The organism is Chryseomicrobium aureum (assembly GCF_043182735.1).
In the GTDB taxonomy this organism is placed as follows: domain Bacteria; phylum Bacillota; class Bacilli; order Bacillales_A; family Planococcaceae; genus Chryseomicrobium; species Chryseomicrobium aureum.
Genome location: NZ_CP171117.1, coordinates 1,507,824 through 1,534,103 on the forward strand (window position 1 = coordinate 1,507,824; position 26,280 = coordinate 1,534,103).

The 26,280-nt window shown below is 42.3% G+C and carries 28 protein-coding genes, 1 pseudogene and 1 other annotated feature; of the genes and pseudogenes, 5 read left to right on the forward strand and 24 right to left on the reverse strand.

Features of this window, described 5'->3' with window-relative positions; all coding sequences use genetic code 11:
• Nucleotide 1: 1 nt before the first annotated feature.
• The 18 genes from rplU to ACF3OH_RS08025 all read right to left on the reverse strand — a co-directional run bounded on the left by rplU (nucleotide 2) and on the right by ACF3OH_RS08025 (nucleotide 16,149).
• Nucleotides 2-310: a 50S ribosomal protein L21 gene (gene rplU / locus ACF3OH_RS07940; protein ID WP_204590271.1), complete on the reverse strand. Its 309-nt coding sequence runs from the start codon at nucleotides 308-310 to the stop codon at nucleotides 2-4.
• Nucleotides 311-324: 14 nt separating this feature from the next.
• Nucleotides 325-402, reverse strand: a sequence feature (ribosomal protein L21 leader region).
• 376 nt (nucleotides 403-778) lie between these two features.
• On the reverse strand, nucleotides 779-1,579 hold the full coding sequence (gene minD / locus ACF3OH_RS07945; protein WP_204590272.1) for a septum site-determining protein MinD: 801 nt from the start codon (nucleotides 1,577-1,579) through the stop codon (nucleotides 779-781).
• 1 nt (nucleotide 1,580) lies between these two features.
• On the reverse strand, nucleotides 1,581-2,252 hold the full coding sequence (gene minC, locus ACF3OH_RS07950; RefSeq protein ID WP_204590273.1) for a septum site-determining protein MinC: 672 nt from the start codon (nucleotides 2,250-2,252) through the stop codon (nucleotides 1,581-1,583).
• A 17-nt stretch (nucleotides 2,253-2,269) separates the two neighbouring features.
• Nucleotides 2,270-2,794 carry a rod shape-determining protein MreD gene (gene mreD, locus ACF3OH_RS07955; RefSeq protein ID WP_204590274.1) on the reverse strand — a complete coding sequence of 175 codons (525 nt, stop codon included), beginning with the start codon at nucleotides 2,792-2,794 and terminating at the stop codon, nucleotides 2,270-2,272.
• Nucleotides 2,791-3,690: a rod shape-determining protein MreC gene (mreC, locus tag ACF3OH_RS07960; RefSeq protein ID WP_204590275.1), complete on the reverse strand. Its 900-nt coding sequence runs from the start codon at nucleotides 3,688-3,690 to the stop codon at nucleotides 2,791-2,793. Before mreC ends, mreD begins: the two co-directional genes overlap by 4 nt.
• A 12-nt stretch (nucleotides 3,691-3,702) precedes the next feature.
• Nucleotides 3,703-4,722: a rod shape-determining protein gene (locus ACF3OH_RS07965; protein ID WP_204590276.1), complete on the reverse strand. Its 1,020-nt coding sequence runs from the start codon at nucleotides 4,720-4,722 to the stop codon at nucleotides 3,703-3,705.
• 81 nt (nucleotides 4,723-4,803) lie between these two features.
• On the reverse strand, nucleotides 4,804-5,505 hold the full coding sequence (gene radC / locus ACF3OH_RS07970; protein WP_392453975.1) for a DNA repair protein RadC: 702 nt from the start codon (nucleotides 5,503-5,505) through the stop codon (nucleotides 4,804-4,806).
• 88 nt (nucleotides 5,506-5,593) lie between these two features.
• On the reverse strand, nucleotides 5,594-5,785 hold the full coding sequence (locus ACF3OH_RS07975; protein ID WP_392453976.1) for a hypothetical protein: 192 nt from the start codon (nucleotides 5,783-5,785) through the stop codon (nucleotides 5,594-5,596).
• A gap of 588 nt (nucleotides 5,786-6,373) precedes the next feature.
• On the reverse strand, nucleotides 6,374-7,126 hold the full coding sequence (locus ACF3OH_RS07980) for a prepilin peptidase (RefSeq protein WP_392453977.1): 753 nt from the start codon (nucleotides 7,124-7,126) through the stop codon (nucleotides 6,374-6,376).
• The gene (locus ACF3OH_RS07985; RefSeq protein ID WP_392453978.1) at nucleotides 7,123-7,692 is read right to left on the reverse strand and encodes a GGDEF domain-containing protein; all 570 of its coding nucleotides are present in this window, start codon (nucleotides 7,690-7,692) and stop codon (nucleotides 7,123-7,125) included. The genes ACF3OH_RS07980 and ACF3OH_RS07985 overlap by 4 nt, the downstream gene beginning before the upstream one ends.
• A 150-nt stretch (nucleotides 7,693-7,842) precedes the next feature.
• Entirely contained in the window at nucleotides 7,843-8,586 is a 744-nt protein-coding gene (locus ACF3OH_RS07990) for a hypothetical protein (RefSeq protein WP_392453979.1), read from the reverse strand.
• Nucleotides 8,583-9,179, reverse strand: a complete 597-nt coding sequence (locus tag ACF3OH_RS07995; protein ID WP_392453981.1) for a PilN domain-containing protein — start codon at nucleotides 9,177-9,179, stop codon at nucleotides 8,583-8,585. The genes ACF3OH_RS07990 and ACF3OH_RS07995 overlap by 4 nt, the downstream gene beginning before the upstream one ends.
• Nucleotides 9,163-10,155, reverse strand: coding sequence for a type IV pilus biogenesis protein PilM (pilM, locus tag ACF3OH_RS08000; RefSeq protein ID WP_392453982.1), 993 nt, complete (start codon nucleotides 10,153-10,155; stop codon nucleotides 9,163-9,165). The genes ACF3OH_RS07995 and pilM overlap by 17 nt, the downstream gene beginning before the upstream one ends.
• Before the next feature lie 90 nt (nucleotides 10,156-10,245).
• Nucleotides 10,246-10,773 carry a prepilin-type N-terminal cleavage/methylation domain-containing protein gene (locus ACF3OH_RS08005; RefSeq protein ID WP_392453983.1) on the reverse strand — a complete coding sequence of 176 codons (528 nt, stop codon included), beginning with the start codon at nucleotides 10,771-10,773 and terminating at the stop codon, nucleotides 10,246-10,248.
• A gap of 35 nt (nucleotides 10,774-10,808) precedes the next feature.
• Nucleotides 10,809-12,014, reverse strand: a complete 1,206-nt coding sequence (locus ACF3OH_RS08010; protein WP_392453984.1) for a type II secretion system F family protein — start codon at nucleotides 12,012-12,014, stop codon at nucleotides 10,809-10,811.
• On the reverse strand, nucleotides 12,014-13,054 hold the full coding sequence (locus tag ACF3OH_RS08015) for a type IV pilus twitching motility protein PilT (protein WP_204590295.1): 1,041 nt from the start codon (nucleotides 13,052-13,054) through the stop codon (nucleotides 12,014-12,016). Before ACF3OH_RS08015 ends, ACF3OH_RS08010 begins: the two co-directional genes overlap by 1 nt.
• 14 nt (nucleotides 13,055-13,068) lie before the next feature.
• Entirely contained in the window at nucleotides 13,069-14,733 is a 1,665-nt protein-coding gene (locus tag ACF3OH_RS08020) for a GspE/PulE family protein (protein ID WP_392453985.1), read from the reverse strand.
• 18 nt (nucleotides 14,734-14,751) lie between these two features.
• A complete protein-coding gene (locus ACF3OH_RS08025) occupies nucleotides 14,752-16,149 on the reverse strand; it encodes a VanW family protein (RefSeq protein WP_392453987.1) in 1,398 nt (465 codons plus the stop codon).
• A 217-nt stretch (nucleotides 16,150-16,366) separates the two neighbouring features.
• Here ACF3OH_RS08025 and ACF3OH_RS08030 point away from each other — a divergent pair, with 217 nt between their 5' ends.
• The 4 genes from ACF3OH_RS08030 (at nucleotide 16,367) to ACF3OH_RS08045 (ending at nucleotide 19,774) form a co-directional block, all read left to right on the forward strand.
• Nucleotides 16,367-16,849 (forward strand): type II secretion system protein J, encoded by a 483-nt coding sequence (locus ACF3OH_RS08030; protein ID WP_392453988.1) that lies wholly within the window; start codon nucleotides 16,367-16,369, stop codon nucleotides 16,847-16,849.
• A gap of 4 nt (nucleotides 16,850-16,853) precedes the next feature.
• A complete protein-coding gene (locus ACF3OH_RS08035; RefSeq protein WP_392453989.1) occupies nucleotides 16,854-17,336 on the forward strand; it encodes a type II secretion system protein in 483 nt (160 codons plus the stop codon).
• A 151-nt stretch (nucleotides 17,337-17,487) separates the two neighbouring features.
• The gene (locus ACF3OH_RS08040; RefSeq protein ID WP_392453991.1) at nucleotides 17,488-18,735 is read left to right on the forward strand and encodes a hypothetical protein; all 1,248 of its coding nucleotides are present in this window, start codon (nucleotides 17,488-17,490) and stop codon (nucleotides 18,733-18,735) included.
• Nucleotides 18,736-18,751: 16 nt separating this feature from the next.
• Entirely contained in the window at nucleotides 18,752-19,774 is a 1,023-nt protein-coding gene (locus tag ACF3OH_RS08045) for a hypothetical protein (protein ID WP_392453992.1), read from the forward strand.
• A 108-nt stretch (nucleotides 19,775-19,882) separates the two neighbouring features.
• On the opposite strand, the gene ACF3OH_RS08050 is transcribed toward ACF3OH_RS08045, so the two are convergent.
• From ACF3OH_RS08050 to ACF3OH_RS08060, 3 genes are read right to left on the reverse strand one after another with little or no spacing between them, the layout of a single operon-like run.
• Nucleotides 19,883-20,122: a DUF5348 domain-containing protein gene (locus tag ACF3OH_RS08050; RefSeq protein WP_204592022.1), complete on the reverse strand. Its 240-nt coding sequence runs from the start codon at nucleotides 20,120-20,122 to the stop codon at nucleotides 19,883-19,885.
• Nucleotides 20,119-20,919 (reverse strand): ExeA family protein, encoded by an 801-nt coding sequence (locus tag ACF3OH_RS08055; RefSeq protein WP_094943787.1) that lies wholly within the window; start codon nucleotides 20,917-20,919, stop codon nucleotides 20,119-20,121. The genes ACF3OH_RS08050 and ACF3OH_RS08055 overlap by 4 nt, the downstream gene beginning before the upstream one ends.
• Nucleotides 20,912-22,270 carry a DDE-type integrase/transposase/recombinase gene (locus ACF3OH_RS08060; RefSeq protein ID WP_094943789.1) on the reverse strand — a complete coding sequence of 453 codons (1,359 nt, stop codon included), beginning with the start codon at nucleotides 22,268-22,270 and terminating at the stop codon, nucleotides 20,912-20,914. Before ACF3OH_RS08060 ends, ACF3OH_RS08055 begins: the two co-directional genes overlap by 8 nt.
• 39 nt (nucleotides 22,271-22,309) lie before the next feature.
• Between ACF3OH_RS08060 and ACF3OH_RS08065 the strand changes: the two genes are divergently transcribed.
• Nucleotides 22,310-22,492, forward strand: a complete 183-nt coding sequence (locus ACF3OH_RS08065) for a hypothetical protein (RefSeq protein WP_392453993.1) — start codon at nucleotides 22,310-22,312, stop codon at nucleotides 22,490-22,492.
• Between the two features lie 67 nt (nucleotides 22,493-22,559).
• On the opposite strand, the pseudogene ACF3OH_RS08070 reads toward ACF3OH_RS08065, so the two are convergent.
• The 3 genes and pseudogenes from ACF3OH_RS08070 to ACF3OH_RS08080 form a co-directional block, all read right to left on the reverse strand.
• Nucleotides 22,560-22,820 (reverse strand): annotated as a pseudogene (locus ACF3OH_RS08070) (DUF6431 domain-containing protein); the annotation flags it as partial.
• A 453-nt stretch (nucleotides 22,821-23,273) separates the two neighbouring features.
• Complete coding sequence (locus ACF3OH_RS08075; RefSeq protein WP_392453995.1) at nucleotides 23,274-24,980, reverse strand: sensor domain-containing diguanylate cyclase; 1,707 nt, start codon at nucleotides 24,978-24,980, stop codon at nucleotides 23,274-23,276.
• A gap of 75 nt (nucleotides 24,981-25,055) precedes the next feature.
• The gene (locus ACF3OH_RS08080) at nucleotides 25,056-26,228 is read right to left on the reverse strand and encodes a bifunctional folylpolyglutamate synthase/dihydrofolate synthase (protein WP_392453996.1); all 1,173 of its coding nucleotides are present in this window, start codon (nucleotides 26,226-26,228) and stop codon (nucleotides 25,056-25,058) included.
• Nucleotides 26,229-26,280 lie beyond the last annotated feature (52 nt).

Consider the following 26,280-nt stretch of genomic DNA (forward strand, 5'->3'; position numbering starts at 1 on the left):
ATTATAGGTTGATTGCGTCAACTACTAATTTCGTGTACGGTTGACGGTGACCTTGCTTTTTACGGTAGTTTTTCTTCGCTTTGTATTTGAAGACAGTAATTTTCTTAGCTTTACCATTCTTCACGGCTTTCGCTGTTACAGTTGCGCCTTCCACGAATGGAGCTCCAACTTTCACATCGTTCCCACCAACGAATAAAACTTTATCAAATGTTACAGTCTCATCAGCGTCTACATTCAATTTCTCGATGTAGATCTCTTGACCAGCCTCAACTTTGATTTGTTTACCACCAGTTTCAATAATTGCGTACATATTCCTGCACCTCCTCATATACTTAGACTCGCCTGCCATCAGGTGATTCCCGAGGGAATTCTTGTACCTTCTCAGAGCGGTTGCAGCCACAGGTGCTACAAAGACTAACATCCAATAGAATAGCATAATTACAGGGTGAGAGTCAAGACTTGTTCACCTTATAATTTTCAATTCCAAGCACAATCCAAATGATGAGCGGAAAGAAGTTCAATTCCATCAATTTTGTGTATGCATATATACCAAAAAGACAGTACGTGGCAAAATAAATTGGCTTCACATAATCTTCGAATACGGTGGTACAAGTAAGTACTTTTACAATGTTCCTTCCACTGTAATCGCGTCATGGGAAATCCCCTTTTTGTACTACAGTATGCGCGCTTCTTGATTTACATGCTTCATTCTGAAATAACCCCTGGGGTTGTCCTTCACTAAGTTAACTAGTGATTTGAGACAACCCCAGGAGTTTTATTATTTTCCGAAAATCGATTTGAGTTTCGAGAAGACGCCGCCTTTAGAGTCATTCATCGACATCAATGGCACTGACTCACCTAAGATGCGGCGGGCAATGTTGCGGTAGCCTTGTGATGCCTTTTGAGTCGGGTCCATCACAATCGGTTCACCTTTATTCGATGAACTGATTACGCGCTCGTCGTCTGCCACGATTCCGAGTAAATCGATAGACAGATGTGTTGTGATTTCGTTGACATCGAGCGCTTCACCTTTATCCATCAGATGTTGGCGAATGCGGTTGATGATCAGTTTGGGTGGCTCTAAGTTTGGTTCTTGCTCAAGTAGACCGATAATACGGTCCGCGTCGCGCACAGCTGAGATTTCTGGAGTGGTAACAACGATTGCTTGATCAGCACCTGCGACTGCATTTTTGTAGCCTTGCTCGATTCCAGCTGGGCAGTCAATCAAAATGTAGTCATAGTCTTGCTTTAATTCAGCAATTAATTCTTTCATTTGCTCCGGAGACACCGCATGCTTGTCCGCTGTTTGAGCAGCCGGTAGCAAGAATAGCTTGTCATCGAAGCGTTTATCTTTGACGAGTGCTTGGTGCACCTTACAGCGCCCTTCGACTACGTCCACTAAATCATAGATGATCCGGTTTTCAAGTCCGAGGACTACATCTAAATTGCGAAGACCGATATCTGTATCTACAAGACACACTTTCTTGCCTTGTAAAGCCAATGCAGTTCCCAGGTTGGCCGTCGATGTTGTTTTACCAACGCCCCCTTTACCTGAAGTAATTACGATCGCTTGTCCCACATTAGCTTCCTCCTTTAAACGTCGAGATGTCCGGACGAATCCGTCTTAATTCTTGGAGTCGGTCGATAACCAACTTCCCTGTTGTATGTAAATACGCACATTCCATTTCCGGATGCTCAGACAAGACTGTAAGCTCGTCTGTCATCGTTTCAAGTACATCGTCAATCTGCAAATGCGTCGCCTCTAGCCAGCTTGCTGCGATAACTGCTGCTCGGTTACCATTTACGCCTGCATGAGCAATGCCCTTGAGTCTTCCGAGAACATAGATGTTTCCTCCAGCAATGACACGTCCATTCGGGTTGATGTCCCCAATTACGACGAGGTCTCCCTCCGCGCGAACGATTTGGCCGGAACGCACAATGCCGACATAGGTCTCCGATTGCTTTTCAACCAGACGTTGATTGCATTCTTCAACCGTCATGACTTCACTTTGCACTTTGGTGATACGTATTTTTTTGCTTTTTTCGATCAACTGAATGACGTCTTTCTTTTGCTCATCGGTTAAAAAACGATGTCCGAGTTGAATCGTCATCTCCGCCTGACCATCAAACGCCTCTTCAGCTAGTTTTACTGTGAGTTCGTCAAGAAGCTCTTGGTACCCCATCTGGTCATCGAGCCGCATGACAAGACCATCTTTTGTTCCTCGGATGGTGATTCCTTGTTGTTTGGACAAACACTTCACCCCATCTATCATGTGTTTACGTGATATTTTTGTTCATAACGCTGGACGAGTAGCCATTTGAAAAACCAGCCAGTGGCGGCAACAAATACTAGGTTTGCAAGCATCGTCGGAACGAGGCGCAATCTTAAAAACTCATCAAATACTAAACCACTCGAACCGATAATCGTGTTGAACACGAAAAGTAGAGACTCTAGTCCGGCAAGCAACAACAGCAACAGGAACGATAGCGTGAAAATATTCAGATGCACATATCGCATGACCCATACACTGATGAAAATTAAAATCGGATAAATAAAGCTATACAGTCCAATAATATCAATGAAAAACACATCATACAAGAGACCAAAAATCACACCGAGCAACATGGCACGCTTGCGATTGTAATAAATCGCTACGAACACTAGGTAAATAATCAGAAAGCGCGGAACTAAAATATAAAACTCAGGCCCTATGCTAACAGGAGACAATAGACCGAAAATCGGTTCCATGTAAAAAAGAAAAATGGCGACGAAGATGACAAGAGCACGAATCATTCGCTGTCCTCTCCTTCGACCACTTCTTCTTCCTGTACTTGCCCGTCTACACCTGACACCATAGGCATTGCGCGGGAAGCAATAATCACTTGGTTAAGCGTCAAGAGATCGTCTGCAGGCTTCACATACGCTAGTTTCGTCAGTCCGTGATCGTCCGACGTGACTTCAGTCACCTCTCCGATATAAATACCTTTTGGGAAAATACCTCCTAGTCCGGATGTCGTGATTTTCTGACCTTCCACAACATTTGCGTTCGTGTCTAAGCGGCGCAGAATCAACTCTCTGCGTTCTTCATCATAGCCTTCAATCAAACCAAAAATTGTTTCGTCTTCTGCTACAAAAGCAGAAATACGATTGTTAGGATTTTGTGTAGTGACGAGTTCAACTGTCGCGGTGCGATTGGTAACAAGTGTGACCTTTCCAATCAGACCTTGTGCTGTCATGACCGCCATGTTGGCTTCGACGCCATGGACAGCTCCGCGATCTAAGATGATTTTCTCATCCCATTGATCGGGATTTCGTGCGATAACCGTTGCGCGAATCGGTTCATAATCGCTCAAGTCCTCTTCCACACCGACTAGCTCTTTTAACTCCGCGTTTTCTTGCTGGAGTTGCTGGACTTCGGCTTGAACAGAGGCATAATCTTGGATGCGTGCCTTCAAACGCTCATTTTCTTCATATGTATGGAGAAAATCTTCAATGTTTTTATAACGTTCAACGACAAAATGCGTTGGTTTGGCAACGAGTGATTGACCAAAACCAACGACATCCTTTATCAATGACTCCGCGATATTTGCGTTGCCGCGATCACGAAGTGAAAAACTGATTAACACCACAAGAACGATCATGCCCACCAATAATGCAATCAGCCGTTTAGCGGAAAATAGTGATGGCATGGTAACGTCTCCTTATCTACGTGGTTGTTGTTTACGAATATCATTTAAATGATCGAGTGCCATGCCAGTACCGACAGCTACACAATCAAGTGGATCTTCAGCAATGAATACAGGCATGTTTGTTTCGTCGCTGATCACTTTATCCAAGTTCTTCAAAAGTGCTCCGCCACCTGTTAACATGATGCCGCGTTCCATAATATCCGCAGACAATTCAGGAGGAGTTTTTTCAAGTGTACGTTTCACACCGTCAATGATTGTTGTAATTGACTCACGCAGTGCATCTGCAATTTCTTTTGAAGTGATTTCGATTGTTTTTGGAAGTCCTGTGACCAAATCACGACCACGAATTTCCATCTTTTCTTCATCACCGATGACTAGTGCTGAACCAATTTCCATTTTGATGGCTTCAGAAGTACGTTCACCAATCGTCAAATTATACATTTTACGAATATAACTTGTGATTGCTTGGTCCATAGCGTCACCCGCTACGCGAACCGATTCACTTGTTACAATTCCTCCTAAAGAGATAACAGCCACTTCTGTCGTCCCTCCACCAATATCGACGACCATTGATCCAGTTGGTTCCCAAACCGGTAGATTCGCACCAATTGCTGCTGCAAAAGGTTCTTCAATCGTCACAGCGTCACGTGCACCTGCTTGTTTTGCTGCGTCGATCACTGCGCGTTGCTCCACAGAAGTAATTCCGTAAGGCACACAAATCATTACATTTGGCTTGCTCCATGAAGAGCCTGCCGCTTTTAAGCCTTTTTTCATAAAGTCTTCAATCATACGTGAAGTTGTTTCAAAGTCAGCAATAACACCGTCTTTCATTGGACGAATTGCGACGATTGACCCTGGTGTACGGCCGATCATATTACGCGCGTTAACTCCAACTGCTACGATGTCATTTGTTTGTGTGTTCTTAGCTACTACAGAAGGCTCACGAAGGACGATACCCTTCCCCTTCATAAATACAAGTGTATTTGCTGTTCCTAAATCAATTCCAATATCTTTTGCTCCAAATCCAAACACGGTCCAACTTCCTTTCTATCGCTGTCACATACGTGACGTCATAAAGTTCATTATAGACGATAGATGGAAAATAATACAGCCTCACATGTACCCCTTTTCTTTGAGACTTATGAACTGATGGTCCCCGATGATCAAATGGTCGAGCAACTCAATACCCATGATCTGCCCAGCATCCCGTAGGCGTTTTGTCACAGCGATGTCTTCTGGGGAAGGTGTTGGATTGCCACTTGGGTGATTGTGAACTGCAATAATAGACGCGCAGGATTTCTTAATAGCTTCACGGAACACTTCCCTTGGGTGGACAATGGATGCACTCAGTCCACCGATAAAGATTGTTTGTTTATGGATGATTTGGTTTTTGACATTCAGAAATAAAATGATGAAATGTTCCTGCATCAAGTGATGGAGGTCATGTTTGATGTAATCAGCAGCATCTTTCGGAGAGCGCACTGTCACGCGGTCTTGCACGTCTTGTACCGACAAGCGTCTTCCAAATTCCACAGCTGCTAATAATTGCACGGCTTTCACGGGGCCAACTCCTTTGATCTGTGTCAATTCTTCGATTGTTGCGTTTTTCAGGTAATGGATTCGTTCAAAGTATTTCAAGATTTCGTTTGAGAGTGAAAGCACCGATTGGTCTTTTGTTCCCGTTCGCAATAGGATAGCAAGCAGTTCTTGATTTGAAAGGCTTTGCGCTCCTTGCTGGATCAGTCGCTCACGCGGTCTATCATCTTGATTCACATCGCGAATTAATTCGAAAGTTTCTGCCAGTACTTTAGTCATCGTATTCCCCCTTTCGAGCTAGTGTACCGGCTAAATGAATTGGTGAAAAACGATAGACAATTTTAAAAATAGAGTTGTGTGAAATGGATCAATCGAGCTCAATCGCAACACAGGCTTGTTTCGTGAGGACCGAATCCAAGGTGAACAGAGGACTTACCGATTTGTCTTTAAATGTGGCGAGCACATTTTGCAACTTTTGCATTTCTTCACTTTGAAGTTTTGCGGCCTCTGCATGCGTCAAAATAAAATTTTGATCGGTGCTATTCTCAAGGTTATCCACAAGAACCTCGATGTGCGCAGGACAGCCAGTTGTTTTTTTAGGTACCTGTCCCGCAAACTATTCTGACATTCATGACAATTCATTATTTATGCATTTTAAACCCGCATTCCTATGTTTTTTTCCAATAATTATGAATTGTGTTGGAATTGTGTCGGTGACAGGTACCTTTTGGGAACTGATTCCATTTAGATGTGTAGAACGCGAAGTAAAACGTTGAATTCCGCTGCGGGGCTGCTTTCCGTGGGCGCGGCGTGAGCCTCCTCGTCGCAGGCTCCTGCGGGGTCTCACGTTCCGACTTGAATCCCGCTGGAGTCAGCCCCTCCACTCCACTCAACTTCGTATTTCCACTCGTATTTATTACTGTGCTTATTTATAGGAATAAAAAAAGAGTGCCAAAATCATTCTTGGCAACTCTCTTTTCTGTGATAAATGATTTATTAAACTTGTTGCAGTTCAAAGACCGGAAGCCAGGATGTTATTTCCCGGGCCATCAGAGTTTTACTGAGACCCCGCAACGAGACGAAGTCGACGTGAGGAGGCTCAGTGACACTCTCCCAGGAAATGATATTTTGGATGTAGGGATTGCTATTAAAACAAATTCACATACCAGTCGATTAGTTGTTGTCCGTAGAGATGGACGATGACCGCAGCAATGGCGATGGATGGGCCGAATGGGATGGGCGTTTTGCGGCCTTTTTTGGCAAGGCGTAAAGAGATGATGCCAAAAATTAAGCCGATCACTGACGCGAGTCCGAGAACGACGAGCGACTGGATAGTTCCGAGCACAATTCCGATGACTAGGAACAATTTAATATCGCCGCCACCCATTCCGCCGCGAGATACGATTGCAATTAATAGCAATAACGTAAAACCGACGGCAGCACCGAGATAACTATCCCACCACGGGTCAAGCGGTTCGAAAATGCGCAAAACAATGAGCGGGATTCCGAAGAACAATAAAAACTTATCTGGAATCAACATATATGCTAGATCCGAAACTGTTAATACGACAAGAAGTGAATAAAACACAAGTGCCACAGCAAGCTCTAGTGACCAGCCGAAATGCCAAAATGCGAACGCAAATAAAACTCCCGTAATCAACTCCATCAAGGGATAGACGAAACTAATCTTCGAACCACACCCCCGGCATTTCCCGCGGAGGAAAATATACGAAAACACGGGAACTAGGTCTAACACCGTCAACCTGCGTGAACATTTAGGACAATGTGACGGTGGATGGACAATCGATTCTCCGTTCGGCACACGAAGCCCGACCACGTTATAAAAACTACCAAATACTAAACCATAAATAAAAAATAAACCTGTGACAACTGCAGTCAATTGAATGAATTCCTTTCATGGGGACGATCTTTGTATTTTTCTTTGTACATTTGTTCATCAGCACGCATCAACAACTCGTCTATCGTGTCGCCATTTTCGCGGTAAGCTCCTCCTACACTAAATTCGACAGGGACGGATTGTTCTCCTAGCAGAACCGAGAAGTTTTTTTCTTTCGTTTTAATAAACCCAATCGATTCATCGAGCTGTGACTGTCGTGTGATGCCATCAAGCAACACTACAAATTCATCTCCACCGAGACGCGCCGCAAAATGGGGTGTAGGAAACGATTTTGTGAGCAGCATGGCAACGGTTTTCAACACTTCATCTCCACTTATATGCCCGAATTGATCATTGATTTGTTTAAACCCGTTTAAATCTAGCAACAATACGCCGATAGAGCGCTTTTCAAGTAATGCGTTCTCAAGCTCTTGAATGAAGTACGTTCTATTTGCAATTCCAGTCAATGAATCTTCATACGCCAGGCGATTCACAAGCTTTGATGCTTCGATTTCTGTCGTCATGTCTCGGAAAATCAAAGCATAATGAAGAGTCGCATCAATTTTCATCAGTGCCCCGTCAATTCGTAGGTGAATCGGTTCGAAGGATTCGCCAGTAACGCAACGACGGCCAACACAAAAAGAGTGGCTGCAGGCAGAAGGTAGACAACAATGTAAACAGTTATTTGTCCGGCTTCCATCGCAACCACCCCTGGCAGGTTATTGAATATAATAGAATGTAGTAATTGTTAGTGACGCACTAATTTGTTCCTCAGCTTCTGTTGCAATCTGCTCTTCTCCAGGAAGACCTGTGTCGAGAGCATCAATGCGATACACACGCTCTAAGTTTTCAATTTCTTTCATTATAGCAACGAGTTGCTCTTCTGTCTCGGCAGTGACATCAATCGTCATCGTGATCATGCGCAGTTCTAGTGGTAGATCTGCAACTGAGATCGTCGATACTGGTGTTTCCCCTTCAGCGGCTTCTTCACGTGCTTCTGTTGAAGAATCTCCAGGCTCTGGCGTCTCATCATCCGTTTCCGGAGTCTCTGCTTGCTCTTCCGGCTCTTCGTTCACGACTTCTTCCTCTTCTTCTTCAACGAATCCTGTAACGCCTTCTGAATCATAGCCATTGAAACTGACACTCCCGACATTTGTGGCCGTAATCAATTCGATTTCTTCGATTGTTCGAATGATCTTGTCGATTTCCAGTTGGTTCGGAACTTTTTTCATCAGTTCGTACGGGTCGTCTTGAAGCGGCAGTTCCCCGTCTTCTTCGACTGCTAGTTGTTGCTGAAGAACGTCAATCTCTGCTTGGATCAGAGCGTTAGCATTTCGCTTAGCGTCGTTCTCACCTTGTAGCGGTAAGATATACAGATAATATACGCCAGCTAAAATAAGTGCGATGAGCGCCCCTCCAAGTAGGAACGCTGCTCGTTTGTTTTCACGAATTGAATCCATCATGGTTGTGTCACCCCCTGCGCGACATATTCAGGAAGCGGTGTGAGACGAATCGAAGCCGTGTAGCGTGGTGCAACTTCGTTCTCTTCCACGATGCCTTCTTGTTCATTTGTTGTGCTGAGTGGTTCAAATTCTAAAATACTGTCGACTTGGACATTTGCGAAATAGTTGCTCTTCATTAGGTTCTCAACGAAAAATGCAACTTCTGATTTTGTCTCGAAATCAACGGCTAATGTGATTGTTTCTGGGCTAAAGCTATAGTTGCGAACGTATGTATTCTCGTCAGCAAGGTTTTGAATTTCTTCGTATAAAGGAGATACCGGGTATGAGTTCAGTTCTACAAATAGCACCGCATCTGCGTAGCTGATTTCAGGAGTATCCACGCCCGTAGATACTTGTTCTTGTAGTGCAGTCCGTTCTGCAACAAGAATTTGTTCTTGTGCTTGTAGGTCTGCTGCATCTTGTTTGATTCCCATCAGATAAACCGCTAGAAATACGATGAGCGCACCGAGGACAACGATAAATAAAATAAGACCTAAATAACTCTCCGGTTTACGCTTTTCAAAGACGGGAAGTAAATTAATTTCCGGATTCATGGACATCCCCCTTTAACGCGAGACCGATGAGTGACACGTCACTCGATCCGAATCCATTGTAAAACTTGCGCACATCTTCATCTCGTACAGTTGTCACTTGCGGGAACGATAAGTTTTCCCGAAGTAAGCCGTCGATGTAATCAAGTTCTGGTGACTCGCCAAACGATACGATTTCTTCTACCGCAATGTCGCCTTTATGAATCGAGAATCGGTAGAAGGTCATCATTCGCTCAAGTTCAGTCACTTGTTCTGCGAGTTGGTAACGATACGCTTCAACATCCCCATCTAGACGGAATTTGATGTCGTCCCCTTCCGCATAGGAACTATATACGCCGTTTTCTTTCTCAAAAGGCTGGTAACGTAAAAATTCGACTTCCCCGTCGCGGTAGATTGTGACGACGACGCCTGTCATCAACCATTCAACTAAGAGATAGGATTTGTCTGTTTTAAAATAATCGCGCTTTGTAAAATAACGAATAGCAGACAATGCACGAAGATCTGCAATGACAGGATCAAGTCCCGCGTCATCCAAAATATTCGCAAAGCGCATGACTTCTTCAGCAGGAGCAGCAAATAATGTAGCTTTTTGGTCACCTGGAGTCGGGTCATATACGTCAAGTAACGGGTTCTCGAAAGGTAGTTGAATCGAACGCCCAAGCTCCATCTGTACATACCCTTTTAAATCTTCAGTCTTCACGTCTTCTGGATGCTCGATTGCTTTCATCATGACTGCACTGTCCGGAACGAAATAACGCACTTGATCGCGCTTGATGCCCCAAGAAGCGACTTGTTCTTTCATCCAATTAAAATAGCCAATTTCATCTTTAATATGATCATCTTCTACATACCCAGGAGGCACAGCCGCTTCGTACAGCAACCAGTCGTCCCCATCCTCACGTGGCCGAACTAGCGCACGTAACACTGTCTCGTGAAGATCCATCGACACGATTTGTCGACTTCCGCGTTTTCGAAACATTCCATGACCCCTCTCGTCCATCTCTTTCTACTTGTCGCAATGCCAAGCTTATGTCAAGCCGGATTGCTCCGGCTTCAAATAAGGTTGGAATTATGGAGTTGTTGGAGTTGTTGTAGCTGTTCCGATAACATGATTTTCTGGTAAATTGGAACCTCTTTCTGTATCACCATTTATATCTTCAAGAGTGGCATTAGTGAAGTCAAAATCAGAACTACCATTCCAATCGTCTGCTTCAACAGAAACGGTAAGTGAACGAGGGCTGTCTTTCGAAACTGTACCATCCGTATCAAGGTTTCCAGCACTATCCAAATATCCATCAGTTTCTAAAGTTGAAATCAAAACACCATCTGCTGCATCAGGATTCTCAGTGTAGTATAAATTAGCTGCGTTTAAGGCATTTACAGCATCAGCTTTTATTGCATTATAACGAGAATTTTCAATTAAATTTCCTATAGCAGGTACTGCAATAGCTGCGATGATTGCTAAGATAACAATAACTGCAAGTAATTCAATAAGTGTTAAACCTTTTTGATTTAAACGTTTCTTGAGTAATTTTTTCATTAATGAGTTCTCTCCCATCGATTCATTTTGTTGTTCTAAGTATATTTGTTCATTCATGTCGTATTCTCACCTCCTTAAATGGAATGAAAGCATTAAATTTGTTCATACAAGCTAAACATTGGAATCATAATCGCCATGACAATTCCACCTACAATAAACGCTAAAAATAAAATCATAAGAGGTTCGATCAGTGATTTTAAAGTGTCTACAGTTCTGTCTACTTCTTCTTCATAAAACGTTGCAACTTTTTCTAACATGTAATCAAGTGATCCTGTTTGCTCTCCAATCAATGTCATCTGCGTAACTAAAGGTGGGAATATCCAACTTTCCTGAAGTGGCGCTGTCAAAGTGCTTCCTTTTTCAAGGCTTCGTTTTGCTTCATTCAATACTTTTCCAATGACTGGATTCCCAGATACTTTTTCCACAATTGTAAGTGCTTGGAGTATAGGAACAGACGAACTAAACAATGACGATAAAGTTCTTGTTACACGTGCAATCGAAGACTTTTGTACAAGTTGACCGAATACCGGCATTCGCATAATGGCGTAATACACACCAAAGTTGAACTTTTCATTGTTTTTAAATAAATACATAAAGATAGTTACTGCTAAAACGATTGCGATGATGATGATATACCAACTGGTTTGTAAAAATTCACTCATTGCCATCACGACTTTCGTGATGGTAGGCAGTTCAGCACCCATGTCATCAAACATATCGACAAATTGAGGAACTACTGTTAGCATTAGAAACCCTGCTACACCAAAAGTAAGAATTAACAAAATAACTGGATACGTCATGGTTGACTGAACTTTTTTCTTGATTGCATACTGCTTCTCAAGAGACATCGCCAATCGATCAAGTGAATTGTCCAAATTACCTGTTGCTTCCCCTGCACGAATCATATTGACAAATACGCCAGGAAAAACATTCGGGTATTTCGCAGCTGCATCCGAGAATGTAAGTCCAGTTCGCACGTCTTCTTCTACACTATTCAACGCTTTTTTCAACGGCTTTGATTTTGTTTGATCTGCTAGTATTCGTGTGGATTCTACGATGGAAACACCCGCACGGATTAAGGTTGCGAACTGTCGCACATAGATTACGAAATCTTGGTTTTTCACTTTTGAGCCTAAAGATAATTCTTTATGCAAAATCGATTTCGACTCTTCCACTTCACGCGGGTTAATTTTCATCTCGCGCAGCTTTTGAATCGCTTGAGCCTTGGAGACTGCGTCGATGGTTCCTTTTTTAATGGCTCCTTCTATGGAGCGGCCGTTATAACGAAATACAACCATTAGTAATCACCTGCCGGTAGGTATGGCTTGGCATCTTCGTACTTGATGGAGCCTTTTGTAATCAGTTCTTGGATATTGGCTTCAAGTGTATGCATGCCTAGTGCGCGACTCGTTTGCATCACGTTTTGAATCTGATGCACTTTTTCGTTTCGAATCAAGTTCGAGACAGCGGGTGTGGAAATTAAAATTTCTGTAGCCGCTACCCGCCCATTTCCGGTTGCATTCACGAATAATCGTTGAGAGACAATTCCTTGCAATACGTTTCCGAGTTGAATCCGGATTTGACCTTGCTGGAACGGGGGGAACACATCAATGATTCGGTCGATTGTCGTTGGTGCAGAACTTGTATGCAACGTTCCCATCACTAAGTGACCGGTTTCAGCAGCTGTGATAGCTGTAGATATCGTTTCCAAGTCCCGCATCTCTCCAACTAGGATGACATCTGGATCTTGACGAAGTGCTGCCCGCAATGCGTTGGCAAATGTCATGGAGTCAGCACCAATTTCACGTTGATTCACAATCGATTGATTGTGCGGATGCACGTACTCAATCGGATCTTCCAAAGTCAAAATGTGACGAGACATCGTCCGGTTGATATGATCAATCATCGCTGCTAGTGTCGTAGATTTTCCTGAGCCTGTAGGACCCGTAACTAAAATCAACCCCTGCGGACGTTCCGCTAAGTCATATAATACCTTTGGCATGTTGAGCTGTTGTAAAGTTGGAATGGAGTTTGAAATTTGACGAGCAGCTAGTGCCATTCGCTTTTGCTGATGGTACGCATTGATACGAAAACGACATTTTTCGCCGAGAGCAAACCCGAAATCCGTCTCACCTTTTTCTGCAAATTCTTCTTGCTTGTCAGCCGGTAACAATTCATTGACCATTTGCTTGGTCATTTCTTCCGTCAAAACAACTTCTCCACCAGGAATCAACTTCCCGTTCTTCCGGAACATCGGGGGAACACCCACTGTGATATGCAAATCCGAAATCTTTTCTTCATAGCTGCGATTGAGTAAATCGAGTATTGAGTAACTCAGTGGGGTCACCTCCTTTAATCAAGTGTGGCAACGCGGAATACTTCTTCTGTCGTTGTCACGCCTTGGGCTACTTTTTCCATCCCGTCTTGCAGTAGGGATTTCATTTTCGCTTGTTTCATATAGCGCATGATGTCTCGTTGGCTTCTGCCATCAATAATCATCGTGCGCACTTCATCATCGACTTCTAATACTTCATGAACTGCGAGTCGTCCACGGTAACCCGTGTTGTTGCATGCTGGACATCCAACACCACGTGAAATTTCGTCAATTTCGATACCGTTTTCTTGGAACAACTCTTTTTCACGACTCGTTGCCGGTTCTTTTACTGCACAATCTCGGCATACACGACGTACAAGACGCTGCGAGATGACGCCAACTAGTGAAGAGGCGATTAAGAATTGCTCAATTCCCATATCGCGAAGACGCGAGACCGATTCAACTGCAGAGTTCGTGTGCAGTGTACTTAAAACCAAGTGACCCGTAAGTGATGCTCGAACCGCGATTTGGGCGGTCTCTAAGTCACGAATCTCCCCGATCATGACAATGTCTGGATCTTGTCGAAGTATCGAGCGAAGACCTGCTGCGAACGTTAAGCCCACTTCTTCTTTTACTTGAATCTGGTTGATTCCTTCTAACTGATACTCGACTGGATCTTCGACTGTGATGATGTTTACTTCATCTTCATTTAAGCGGTTCAAACCCGCATATAGAGTAGAAGATTTACCAGAACCCGTAGGACCTGTGATCAGCACAATTCCATTTGGACGTTTCAACATTTTTTTGAACGAAGTTAAGTTCGTGTCGCTGAAGCCAAGTTTTGAAATATCGTTGATAGCATTCGTTAAATCGAGTACCCGCATTACGACTTTTTCGCCATAAATCGTTGGAAGTGTTGATACGCGAATATCGACTGGCTTCATATTGATGTTTTGTTTGATACGACCATCTTGCGGGATCCGGTGCTCGGTAATGTTTAAGTTCGCCAAGATTTTGATACGCGCTAAGATGACGTTTTGAATGTATTTTGGTAGCGCTCGTTCCAGGTGTAGTACACCGTCAATCCGGTACCGGACGCGGAAGTCTGTTTCTTGTGGATCAAAGTGAATATCTGATGCACGTTGCGTGACGGCGTTACTGATGAGTTGATTCACTAAGTTGACGATTGGTGAGTCAAGATCCGTGATTTGGTTCTCGTCTTCTAAGCTCGTTGGAATGATGTCTTGTAAGGACATATCCATCGTTTCTTTCAAATCATAGAACTTTGTCAGCATGCGCAGTAAATCGTATTTCGCTGCAATCGCCGGTTCGACTTGAAGACCTGTTGCCATTCGGACTTCTTCTACTGCGAAGTAATCCATTGGATCGGCCATCGCAAGTAAGAGTTTATTGCGCTCCCGTTTAATTGGCAGAACTAACAGTCGCTTTGCAATATCTTTTGGCACAAGTGACGTCAGTTCTGGGTCAATAGGGTATTGCGTCAAGTTGATATTTGGAATACCAAGTTGGCGCTCGAGCATTTCATTTAATTGCTGTTCGGTGATGAGGTTTTCACGAATGAAATAATCCCCAAGTTTTTCAGAAGGTGCTTTGTTTTCAAGACCATATTCGAGTTGTTGCTGGGTAATCATGCCCGCATCTACCAGCATATCCCCAATCCGTTTTTTCGTCCCAGGTTTCATTGTGAATCCCTCCCTCCGTTAATCAACTTTATTTCCGCCTTTGTCATAATCCGGTGTGCCATCATTGTCAGAATCTGCAGGGTCATTGGTTGAACCATTGCCAGAGCCTGATCCATTTCCTGAACCTGTACCAGATCCCGATCCGGAACCATTTCCACTGCCGGTGCCGTTGCCCGAACCAGTTCCTGTTCCTGTTCCAGTACCTGTTCCAGTTCCAGTTCCACCAGTCGTTCCTGTTCCAGTACCTGAGCCATTAGCAGGATCCCCCGTTGTTGGTACAGGTGGTTCTGGAGCTGGTGGTGCTTCTTTCGCACTGACTTCCACCACTGTATGTACAGGTGGATAATAGTCCCGTGCGATAATTTCTTGTGTTTCAAATGATCCTGTTTTTGATGAAACGGTGCGGTATGTTACGACTCTCCAACCGCTTCTTCCCGCTTCGATTTGACGAGACTGTCCGTAATTTAAATCTGCAACCAGACGTTCCACACGTTTCGGTTCAATTTCTTCACGAGATCCTACTTCAAAACTAGCAGTAGAATCTGGATTGAGTGTTAGGAATTCAAGTAAATATGTACCACCCGAGTTGGTTGCTTGGATAGTTACTGGTGTATCAAACGTATTTTTGAATTTAAAATCACGGTTCAACTTCGCGTTGATCATCGCTTCTAATCCTAAAGTCGAATAGTCAGGTACGACCCCTTGTGAGTGACGTTCAACTAAATCAAATTCCGTTTGAAGGACAGTTATATAAAACATTGATGCTACAAAGTTTGCAGTTGTCTCCGAGATTGGTGCAGCACCTTGCACTAAAGTTTCATTTAATGAAACGATTTCTTGAGGTTGAATCACTTTATTGTGTATCAATTCATTTACTGCATTTAGTTCTGCAGCTGGCAGTCCGGTTTGAACTGTTACAAACCCAACACGTTCCAAGTCCGCTATAGAAATGTCACTCGCAATTAGTTGAATCGATTCATCACTCAATACACTTGCTTTTAAGCGAAGGTCTTCTATAGTTTTGACTCGATCAAACGCCGGATCGGCATCGATTGCTGAAGTAAGTCGCTCACTGATTGTTACCACAAGTGGTTGATGGACTTCTTGATCGCTTTTCCAAAATGCATACCACGGCACATTTGCTTTACTAACAAATTGGTCAACCGATTGCGCGATATCAAAAACAAAATCATCTGCTGTCACTTCTAATGAAGAATTCGTTGCATTTAACTGCTCGACCACTGATGCTTTCCATACATCAATCTCTGTTGCAATCCAAGCCGTCACTTCTTCCTCATCTGTTGAAGGAGCTACTTTCCCACCTAATGTATGCGTATGTTCATTTGCTAATACAAAAGGAGAAAAAAGTAAAGCGAGTAGGCCAATACTAATTAAACCTGCAATTACTTTCCTCAAATTGATTCACTCCCCCGTTAGATTTACCTACTACTCTCTATAGGCCTTACATCATAGAATTATCTTATTAATCTCATTGTAACGTAATAGTTGTAACTTTGAATACAACTATTTACCTTATTTATGAAATCTTTACGACAGATATTTCCTTTGTTTCATTCTTTTGAATCCTCTGTTATGATGAAAGTATAAAGGGTACCATAGGGGGGTGCAAGAGGTGTATAGAAATTTTCTGAATTCTAAAGGATTTACATTAGTGGAGGTTTTAGCATCTGTTGTACTTTTAGCTGTTGTGTTATCCATCGCATTAAGTGTTTTTCCGAATATGTTCAGGACGAATGAAGTGAATGAGGAGAGTCTCGACTCGGTAGCAGTTGCGAAAGATGCGCTTGTAAGAGCAAAAGGCTGGGAAATAGATGGAGCTAATCCACCCCCACAATTTAACCTTGTAAGTAGCAATGAAACTTTCAATAAGTTATTTCCAGACAATAACAAACCGACTCAAGACTTTTATGTCGCCACTGAGACAACACCTTTGTCTGGTGGTTATCAAATTTATTATCTAGTAGATGATAACGAAGTTGACGGATTAGACTTATTTGAAGTAACAATTTATGTTGTGGAAAAAGAATCTATCCGTGCAACAAATTATGGCTACCTTACATCTGATAATCTACCAGTTACAGTGACCGGAGGATGACAAGATGAAAAACCAAAAAGGAATTACACTTATTGAGCTTCTTGCAGTCATTGTCATTATAGGATTTTTGACTATTTTGATTTGGAGAGTCTTTTTTCAGACTATCGATTCCAATAGCTATGCCGTTACTACACAGTCCTTACAACAGGAAGCGAATGTGATTTTGTCGACATTACAATCTACTCATACAAGAAGCACAATTATAGATCTAAAAATTGAGGCTGGCCAATTAGTGATTAACTCTAAAGATGATGGTGAAATTAGAATTCCAAAACGCCCTGGAGTCACTTATCAACTTTATAATGTCTCGCCCACTATTGAAAATAATATAATCAATCAAGAAGAAGCTACTTTGAGTATTGTAAGTTATTCAAATGGGGGAAGAATTCTTTTGCCTGTGCATTTGAGCTTAACTGCTGAATTCAAGGATGGAAAATCAACTTATTATGTATTAAATACAACATTATCAAAATTAACTACTGACTAGCTAAGCGACTTCGCTTAGCTTTTTTAGGTCTTTGGACTAAATTTCTCATTATGTAAAATCGTTATTTTTACATTCCAGAATATCATACCTATAGACCTATCTCTTTTGATATACTAATAGTAATTATATTCCATGAATGGAGTGAGAAATCATGACGAATTATCTTAATCAAAAAGGCTACACTTTGTTACTCACTTTGGTTCTTGTAGTTTTGTTATTGATGCTCACTGCCAGCTTTACAATCGCTTCTATGAATCAACAAAAACAGGTTTCAAAAACAGACGATTCATTTGTATCCACTTCCCTTGCAGAAATGGGAGTCGAATATTATCAGAACCGTCTTGAAACAATTATCAGCGGCCACTATTCAAAAGCACTACTAGAAATTAAAACTATTCAAAACAATTCAACCCTTTCAGCTGAAACAAAAGCTACTGAAATTGCTAGTAAAATTACTACATACAATACTCTGATCAATACAGACATCACGAACTTTTTAAATGCAGAGTCTGCTTCAGCAGCTTTACGGGAAGTGGCAACTGCGAACCGTGCATACAAATTGCAGAGCTATTCGAAAGAAGAAGTCACGGATGCTACTTCTGGTTTCACACGTTATGTTTTGACATTGAAAGTTGCAGGGGTGTTTGATGCAACGGTTACACGTAGTATTGATATGAAGATGAGCTATCCTAAACTTAGTTTGCCATTAATAAATGGATCTCCGACTTTACCAACCATTAGTTTTGATGACTATAAGGATTTATATATAAATGATCCGTCTAAAGTTACAGTTTTAAACGTTCCTACAATATCAAATCCTGGGTTCTCATTTACAGATAATACATTCTATTACTTCCCTATCACAGTTACATTTGATTCACAACAATTTAATTCTCAGCAAAATAAAGATTTAGGTAATATTAAAGTACTCGCAGCTGATGGAGTGTTTTTCCTAAAACATGTACGTATCGATAATTCATTTTTAAAGGTTAAAACTATTTCTTTCACATTTAGTTCTAATGCGAAATCGGATATTCTAAATTCAACTTTAGTTACCAACACTATAGGTTTCACACTCGAGAATACGAATGGAAATAATATTAAAGAAGATGATAAACGCGTAACTTTAATCAATAGTAACGTTTGCATTGAAAGTCCTCTTTCTTCTTCAGCTTTCGCACAAGTAAAATCTAGCTTTAAACATGGAGATTCTTCTAACTACAAAGTGATCTATAAGTTAAGCAATGATGTGAATGCACCATGGTATCAAATGACTGCCGCTTCTGATCAAACAGTCATTACGCAACAACAAAAAGACACGGTATGCAATTTAACGATTACGGATCCAAATGGTGTAATTGATCCAGGAACTTCGATTGAGGATATTAATTATAATTAGATGTTGGGGTGTTTGAATGAAGATGCTCAGGAGACAGGAAGGTTACACATTACTATTAGTGCTTGTTTTAGTGGTGTTGTTATTAGTAGTGACTGCTAGCTTTACAGTTGCCTCTATAAATCAATCTAAGCAAATTAAAAATACTAGTACTACTAGCGTCTCCTATTCTGTAGCCGAGATGGGTGCAGAGTATATCGAGGCAAAAACCTCAGAAATTATTATTCGTCACCAACAAACACTTAAGCGTGATGTGGAAAGCATAGACAAGAATTTAACCAGAATTCAATTTGATAACAAAGTGGAACAATCGATTACTAAACATGAGCTTGCAACAGCAAAAGAGATTATAGAGTTGTTAAGAACTTTAGATACGGATGTAGATAGTAACTCTTACCACACATCCACTTCAGTTGACTCGACTTATTCATTACAAAATGAGGTTGCAAATTTCATCTCATCGAAAAAAAAAGTCGTAACTGTATATGGAACCTCTTTAATTGGAGATTCAAGTAAAGAAAACTCAATTGATCTGACAATTAACTTACCCGATAATCTAGGAATTAGCTATTCAATTACCACTACTACAGCAGGAACTCCTGTGGTCAGTATTACATTTAATGAATTCATGTGTGGCACAAATTTTGCTTGTTCAAATAGTGAATTAAAATTTGCAAATAACACAGCTCCTCATACTAGAGATATTTTAAGTACAAAAGCTATTAGTTTTGAAAAACTTGGTGATAGAAATAACAAAAAAAAGGGGGATCTTGATGGTACTAATTTAGCTAAAAACACTATTACTGTTCTATCTGAAAAATCCATTACTTTTAATCACAATCAAAGTTATGTTTATAATGCCAATGTAGTAACAAATATATTAAATTTCACTTCAAACTCTAGCGCAGTGAAAACATATTTTACTAACTCGAAGATTTTAGTTAAAGATATTTTTATTCAAAAACCTAAAAACAAAGTAATAGCATTAAATAACTCTACAATGTGTGTATTTAATTCATCTTGGGATCCAACTAATTGTTAATGACGCCAAATAATGACCGTAAGTTGATGGATGATTTTGTCCAAGTCCTGACGGATTTTTTGTCATTAGACAAATGGGAGGCTGCCAGTGGCACCTCCCATTGATGATTTATAGATTCACCTGATATGTCTCATTTTGTTTCAGATAAAAACGGACCTCATGTTGCCCAGTGATGATGTACCAATCTCTTCCGAGCTCTAGACGACACGAGAGCACCTTCCCGTACCCAAGGTACAACTCGAACCATTCTCCGCATCGCATCCTGTAACCTGTCTCGTCATCCCAGACGACCACCCAACAGTCGAGACTTTCTTCATAACGCATCTTCTTCCAACGGCTCTTCTTCATGCCAGTTCACCTTCGATCACCTTCTTGACCATACGGTCGTCGATGATGCGGGAGCCATTCTGTGCTGCGAACAGAAGACAATGTGTCGCCAACTTGTTGATCAATCGGGATGCGCCACTCGAGTAACTGAAGATCTCATCGATTGCCAGGTCACTGAAGATATCTCGCTCGACACCTGCATAGCGCAGATGTTTGTTCATGTATTGTTCGGTCTCCGACCGATCAAGGTGGTCGAGCTTGAACTGGATGTCGATACGCTGACGGATTGCCGCAAAGGACTGTAACTGTAGGCGGTCCCATAGTTCCGTCTGACCGACCATGATCAATGCCATCGGACTTTGCGCATCCATACGAAAGTTCAATAGAAAGCGCACCTCTTCTAACATCTCACGGTCGAGTAGATGTGCTTCGTCCACGACGACGACGGGCGTCAACTTATGGATGCCTTTCATCAGTTCGATCTCGCGGTGTAATTGCCGTTTCGAGTCACCTCGATAGAACTTCGCTTCAAGTCCTAACTGTTCTAACATCCCCTTGTAAAAATGACGGGGTGTCAGTTTACTGTCGGAAAGATAGAGGAGTTTGAAACGCGACGGGTCCAACTGATCTGTGAACCGGCGGATCGCTGTCGTCTTTCCGAGTCCACATTCTCCGGTCATCACCGCAAACAGTTGACGTTCTGCGGCGTAGTTTAGTCGTCCGATGATCTCTTCTAGCTGAGTAGATTCATAGAGTTCAGTTGTCGGGATGCTACGCGAGAAAGGGGTATGGCGCATCTCAAAGAAGGATTCAAACATGTTCTGATCCTCCTTTTCCGATATTTCGGAAGCTGACTGCTGGAACAGTAGGGGTCATGGCAGCTGCCCGTCGCTCTTTGTTCTTTCTCTGTGCACCTTTTAGAAGTCTTGAAGAACCGGCAGGTTCCTTCGTCATCTTTTCTGGAAGGGATGGACGCCTTCCGGTCCGCTCGGTTATCACCAATCGTTTTGCCTTCCAGCTATCATATCCTGGGTAATCTACGATCAATTCATCGGTGTCCTGTGGATCATAGGTGATCTCGACCTTACAGCCCACGAAGTTTATTCCGACCTCATATTTCTCATCCTGGAAACTGATGCAACCGGCTTTATCGACCTTTCGGCTCTCTGAATGCAGAAAGGCATGCGCAAGGTCTTCAGCCGATATGTGACGGATCGGTGTACCTTCTTTGCGATAGGCCTCGAGCGGCGTCGTGTTCTCACCTAACGCCTGATGTGGCTTATGGATATAGCGCTCTTCCAACCAGACCTCCAGCCACTTGTTCAGTTCATCGGTGGTCTGTGGACTTTCGAGCTTCACCTCTTGTAGGAACTCCTCAAATGTTCGATTGAAACGTTCTACCTTCCCAGTCGATTCAGGCGAGTAGGGACGGGCATAGAGGAGACGTATCCCTAATTTGGAACAGGTCCTTGCCATCCATTTCGTGCGATATTGTTTGCCGTTGTCAAAGTACACACTCTCTGGCACACCATGCTTTCGGACAGATTCGCGAAACGCATCTTCAACACACCGTGCGTCAAGCATCTCATAGAACGAGACGTGCAATGGGAACCGTGTCGCATCATCGAGGAAGGCCACCATATAGACCTGTCTCTTCGTGCCGTTTGGTCCGATCGGCAGGTACGGTCCGTATTTGATGTCAGAATGCCACAAGGCATTTCGACTGCGCTTTTGAAAACGACGGACAGCACCAGATGTCTCATGATACAACTTCATCTGGCGCGCACTATAACCACGCTTGGCTAGCCGTTCCTGCAATGTAGAGCGCCTCAATGTACCTTTTTCTACGACTCCATCCCATTCTAATATCTGGATGATGGAGGCGATGCTCCTGCTCGGCACCTCACGTCGCAATAAGATGGCCTGCTCGAGCACCAGGTCCTGTGACTCTACTGGGATTGATCGATATTGCTTCTGTTTCAGCCCCTCGAACCCTTCAGTCTTGAATTGTGAGAGATAGCGCCGGATGGTGCGTTCAGAAAGTCCATGATGTGACGCGACCTGCTTGAGGAGCCTTCCTCGTTCCTGTTGATCTAGTTCTTCATTCAATAGTGGCGCGATCATCTGAAACCGATTTGTCGCCTTCTCATCTGCTTTTGTTCTTCCCATTCTCCACACTCCTTCTAGTCGATAATTGAAGTGTAGTCGATGGGAGGATGGACAAAAACGCAGAACGGGTATGTATCCAAAAATGACGGTTCGCAACCGGATGGACAATCTTTCCCAGCCAACCAGGTGCTGAACCGAACCATTGTCCGACTCGCTTATGTACAGGCAATAGCCGACTGGACAGGTCGGCTATCGAGGCCTCATTCTTCTGAAATTGAATAAGTATGGATTGTAGGATGAACAGCCAGTAGTCGATCAACTCATCGAACCACTTTCTCCAGCGATACAGAGTCGATTCATCTACCGCCACCGTCAGGTGGGAGCTCTGGAAGATCGTCTCTTCAAGTACGGATGCAGCGTAACGTTTATAGGGGATCATCAGGTCAGGGAGCTCATGATGGATCTTCTCACACTGTTTACAACGCAACCTTCTGACCACAAATGTTCTTGCACTACCTGTCTCATCTTTCAACTTACGCTCTCTCGAACCAATGACCTTGTACTCCAGATGCTCGCAACAGGGACAAGGGACCTTTTCTGCACATTTAATAAAAAACGCTTTTCTCGGCGCATTTGACTATGCTATAATCAGAGACAACAATCATATTGTTTGAGGGACGTCTTCCGTCGCGCCACTGGTAATGGCCGACATCATGGGAGGCGTCTTTTCCTTTCTTCAGGTTTGTTAAGGACATTATATCCGTCAATTCCTGGACAAACAATACCGTCAACAAATTGACGTTTTTAATCAGCATTTACACTAATAATTATATATTAGAAAATAATAGTAAACTATTAATATTTAATCCGGCAAAGTATAAATCAAATCAATCTTACTCAGGTCCTGTTTACTTAGATAAAGCTCGTTTTGAGACAGCCTGCTCTGTAAGTATAACTTCTGAATATGCAAGTTCTTCTCAATCCATCACAATCACTCCCTTAGAATGGGCATCACTAACAAAAATCAAATACAACTAAAAAAACAGCCTATGCGGCTGTTTTTTTAGTTACTATTGTATTCCGCTACACGATTCCGCCCCGCCTGCTTAGCTCCAATGTAGAGCGCGCGATCGGCATTTCGTAGCATTGTGATTGTTTCATCGGTATCTTCTGGTGCATTTGAAACACCAATCGAGACCGTCAAATAAATGATTTCATCTTGTCGATTTTTGGAGAGGTCCGAATCTATTAAAAAAGAAGTGGTTTGAACTTCTTTTCGAATCTTCTCACCTAGTTCAGCGGCATCTTGTTTCGTCATGTGCGGTAATAGAATGACAAACTCTTCTCCACCATAGCGTGCAATCGTTCCATCCTCTGGGACATGATTTTTTAATAAACGCGCAAAATCTTTTAATACACTATTTCCGGCATGATGGCCATATTGATCGTTAATTTGTTTAAAGTGGTCAATATCTAACATAAGTGCAGATAAATAAAGATGTGGATTCGTATCTAAGCGGTTTTGCTCAATTTCTAGCTTTTTATCTAAATAGCGATAATTATAAAGTCCGGTCAGAGCACATGTCTCACTTTTCTCAACAGCTGCATGGACGTATTTTGCTTTTTCTAAAGAAACTGCAAAGTACGTCGACAATAAGTGAACAATGTCCATCTGGTATTTTTCAAACGCATATTTCTTTCGCGCAGATAAAATGACCATTCCTTCTGTCTTTTTGTTGCGATGGATAGGAACAATTAGCAAGCTGTTCATATCTTTCTCAAGAAAATCAGGCGCATCTTCTCTCCATTCAGAAGCTTTCCCAAAGCAATGTTTTTCTGATCGACTAAAATAAGAATGAATGAATGAGTTCTGTATCGATTCTGACTCTACTTCAATTGTAACTTCTTCTTTGTCCACAACAGCTCGGAGTACAACATAGCGGCCTTTTAAATTATCAACAATGTAGATGGCATCGAGCGGGAACAGTTCTGCCACTCGCTTCATAAACATATCGACAATTTGATTGGCACTTAAGCGATCTGCCATTTCATGACCAAATGCGCTGGCTTTCGAAAGAGCAAGGTTAGCACGCTCTACGGTGTTGTACATTCGCACGACATAGGTAACAAGTAAAAATGGAATACCTAGTAATAAAAAGGCAATCCAGCCGATTTCATTTTGGAGCACGTATAGTGATATCGCAAAAGGCAATGTAATCAAGCTTCCCGTATAGTCCCAAAGAGCATCGCGTGAGAAGAATTTATCTTTACTTCCTAAAATCCTGTCTCTTGTATATAAAATGATATGATTGCTAGTTAAACTTACGAACATAAACACACTAGCGCCGATTAAAATCATTCCGATGTCTGTTGTACCGAGCTGGTAGCCAACTGCATGAGCGGCCAAAGCCGATACTAAAGAGACCAGAACAAACATCCAAGAACTAAATAAAATCCGATACGGCAAATCTGTTAAAAAACGAACGCGGAATAACATCGGTAAGATTGAAAATTGTACGAGAATCATTTCAACACCTGCCCCGTACTGCAGAAAAGCTGCAACTGTCACCCATTGGGATAGGAATATTGTTGTCGCCCCGATATGGAATGGAATAGCAGTTGTTGCAAGTGCCAATATGAACATAAACGAAAAAATCAGCCAGTCGATTGGTTGACTAGGAAATGCGAGAAAAAGGAGTGCCATGAGTGGAAGTGCGGTAAAGCAATAAAGTAAAACGATGGTACGTTTCGTACGCTTGCTGAATTCCATTGTCTCCCGCCTTCCATTTTTAGAGTTGTCTGACAAATAAAATTATAGCACTCCATAAGAAAAATCCATCGGGCATTATTGGCTGTTTTTGAATCGCCATTCAGTTAAAAAGTACAGTGAACCTGTGAGAAAAGTACTTGTTTTTCCATCGTTTGTTAAATTTATTACTATATCTTCGACTTTCTTCAAATCATAATTTTCTATCCGACATAATTCGACTAGTCTATTTGCATCAAGTGCACGTTCATGTGAAAATTCGACAAATGTGATTTTATCCGCAACTTCTTCCAGTGCCTTTAAAACTTCCTTATACTCTTTATCGGCTAATATTCCCATTATTAAATGGATAGATTGACCTTTGAATGATTTTTTTATTGTCTCAGCGAGTTTGACTGCACTTTCTAAGTTATGGGCTCCATCCAAGTACACATTTTCTGCAATCTTCTCCATTCGAAATGGTATATAGGCGGTTTTCAAAGCTTGCTCGATCGCACCGGGATTAGAGTCAACTAGTGATTGGAAAGCTGCAACTGCCAGTGAAGCATTCATTCGCTGGTGTTCGCCGAGCAAAGCAATTTCGATTTCTTCGCCAAGGGGTGCAATCATGTTCAGTAATGCATTCTTCGCTTCGACTTCCTTTTCGATTGGCGCGAGATAAATCGACTCTGGTACAAAGACATTCGCCTTCTGTTTGATAATGCCCGCTTTGTGCGAGCCAATGTCATCAAGTGTTGTACCTAAGAAATTGGTGTGGTCAATCGAGAGACTTGTAATGACTGCTGTACTGTTTGACACGACATTTGTGCTATCAAAGCGCCCGCCCATTCCGGTTTCAACTAGCCACATCTCCACTTCTTTTTGTTGGAAGAACAAAAATGCGCAGACTGTGAGAAGTTCAAAGTCCGTTAGTGTCTTTGCTTCTTCTACCTTTGATACTTTCTCGACAATCGAATTCATTTCGTGCTCGCTAATTGGAGTACCATTTACCACAATTTGATCATGTACATCAACTATCGCAGGTGACTGAAACGCTCCATATGTAAGATTATGTGTTTCACAAAGTGCTTTTAAAAATGCAATTGTGGACCCCTTCCCATTTGTACCTGCAACGTGAATGATTTTGTCATGACGTTCAGGGTGACCGAGTGCAGCCAAAACTCGTTCAATTCGCTCGAGGCCAGGTTCGATTACAGAACGGCTCTCAATACCGAATCGAGTTTTGTATGTATCGAATCCAGTGATTTTCATCGTCTCATCTCCTTTTTCGAATTGAAAAAGCTTGCATTCCTAAGAATCCGAG

Coding starts and splice junctions, on each gene's coding strand:
- rplU (WP_204590271.1), bottom strand. CDS start 310: ATGTACGCAATTATTGAAACTGGTGGTAAACAAATCAAAGTTGAGGCT.
- mreD (WP_204590274.1), bottom strand. CDS start 2,794: ATGATTCGTGCTCTTGTCATCTTCGTCGCCATTTTTCTTTTTTACATG.
- mreC (WP_204590275.1), bottom strand. CDS start 3,690: ATGCCATCACTATTTTCCGCTAAACGGCTGATTGCATTATTGGTGGGC.
- radC (WP_392453975.1), bottom strand. CDS start 5,505: ATGACTAAAGTACTGGCAGAAACTTTCGAATTAATTCGCGATGTGAAT.
- ACF3OH_RS07985 (WP_392453978.1), bottom strand. CDS start 7,692: ATGAAAATTGATGCGACTCTTCATTATGCTTTGATTTTCCGAGACATG.
- ACF3OH_RS07990 (WP_392453979.1), bottom strand. CDS start 8,586: ATGATGGATTCAATTCGTGAAAACAAACGAGCAGCGTTCCTACTTGGA.
- ACF3OH_RS07995 (WP_392453981.1), bottom strand. CDS start 9,179: ATGAATCCGGAAATTAATTTACTTCCCGTCTTTGAAAAGCGTAAACCG.
- pilM (WP_392453982.1), bottom strand. CDS start 10,155: ATGTTTCGAAAACGCGGAAGTCGACAAATCGTGTCGATGGATCTTCAC.
- ACF3OH_RS08005 (WP_392453983.1), bottom strand. CDS start 10,773: ATGAATGAACAAATATACTTAGAACAACAAAATGAATCGATGGGAGAG.
- ACF3OH_RS08010 (WP_392453984.1), bottom strand. CDS start 12,014: ATGGTTGTATTTCGTTATAACGGCCGCTCCATAGAAGGAGCCATTAAA.
- ACF3OH_RS08020 (WP_392453985.1), bottom strand. CDS start 14,733: ATGAAACCTGGGACGAAAAAACGGATTGGGGATATGCTGGTAGATGCG.
- ACF3OH_RS08035 (WP_392453989.1), top strand. CDS start 16,854: ATGAAAAACCAAAAAGGAATTACACTTATTGAGCTTCTTGCAGTCATT.
- ACF3OH_RS08040 (WP_392453991.1), top strand. CDS start 17,488: ATGACGAATTATCTTAATCAAAAAGGCTACACTTTGTTACTCACTTTG.
- ACF3OH_RS08045 (WP_392453992.1), top strand. CDS start 18,752: ATGAAGATGCTCAGGAGACAGGAAGGTTACACATTACTATTAGTGCTT.
- ACF3OH_RS08050 (WP_204592022.1), bottom strand. CDS start 20,122: ATGAAGAAGAGCCGTTGGAAGAAGATGCGTTATGAAGAAAGTCTCGAC.
- ACF3OH_RS08055 (WP_094943787.1), bottom strand. CDS start 20,919: ATGTTTGAATCCTTCTTTGAGATGCGCCATACCCCTTTCTCGCGTAGC.
- ACF3OH_RS08060 (WP_094943789.1), bottom strand. CDS start 22,270: ATGGGAAGAACAAAAGCAGATGAGAAGGCGACAAATCGGTTTCAGATG.
- ACF3OH_RS08065 (WP_392453993.1), top strand. CDS start 22,310: ATGGGAGGATGGACAAAAACGCAGAACGGGTATGTATCCAAAAATGAC.
- ACF3OH_RS08075 (WP_392453995.1), bottom strand. CDS start 24,980: ATGGAATTCAGCAAGCGTACGAAACGTACCATCGTTTTACTTTATTGC.
- ACF3OH_RS08080 (WP_392453996.1), bottom strand. CDS start 26,228: ATGAAAATCACTGGATTCGATACATACAAAACTCGATTCGGTATTGAG.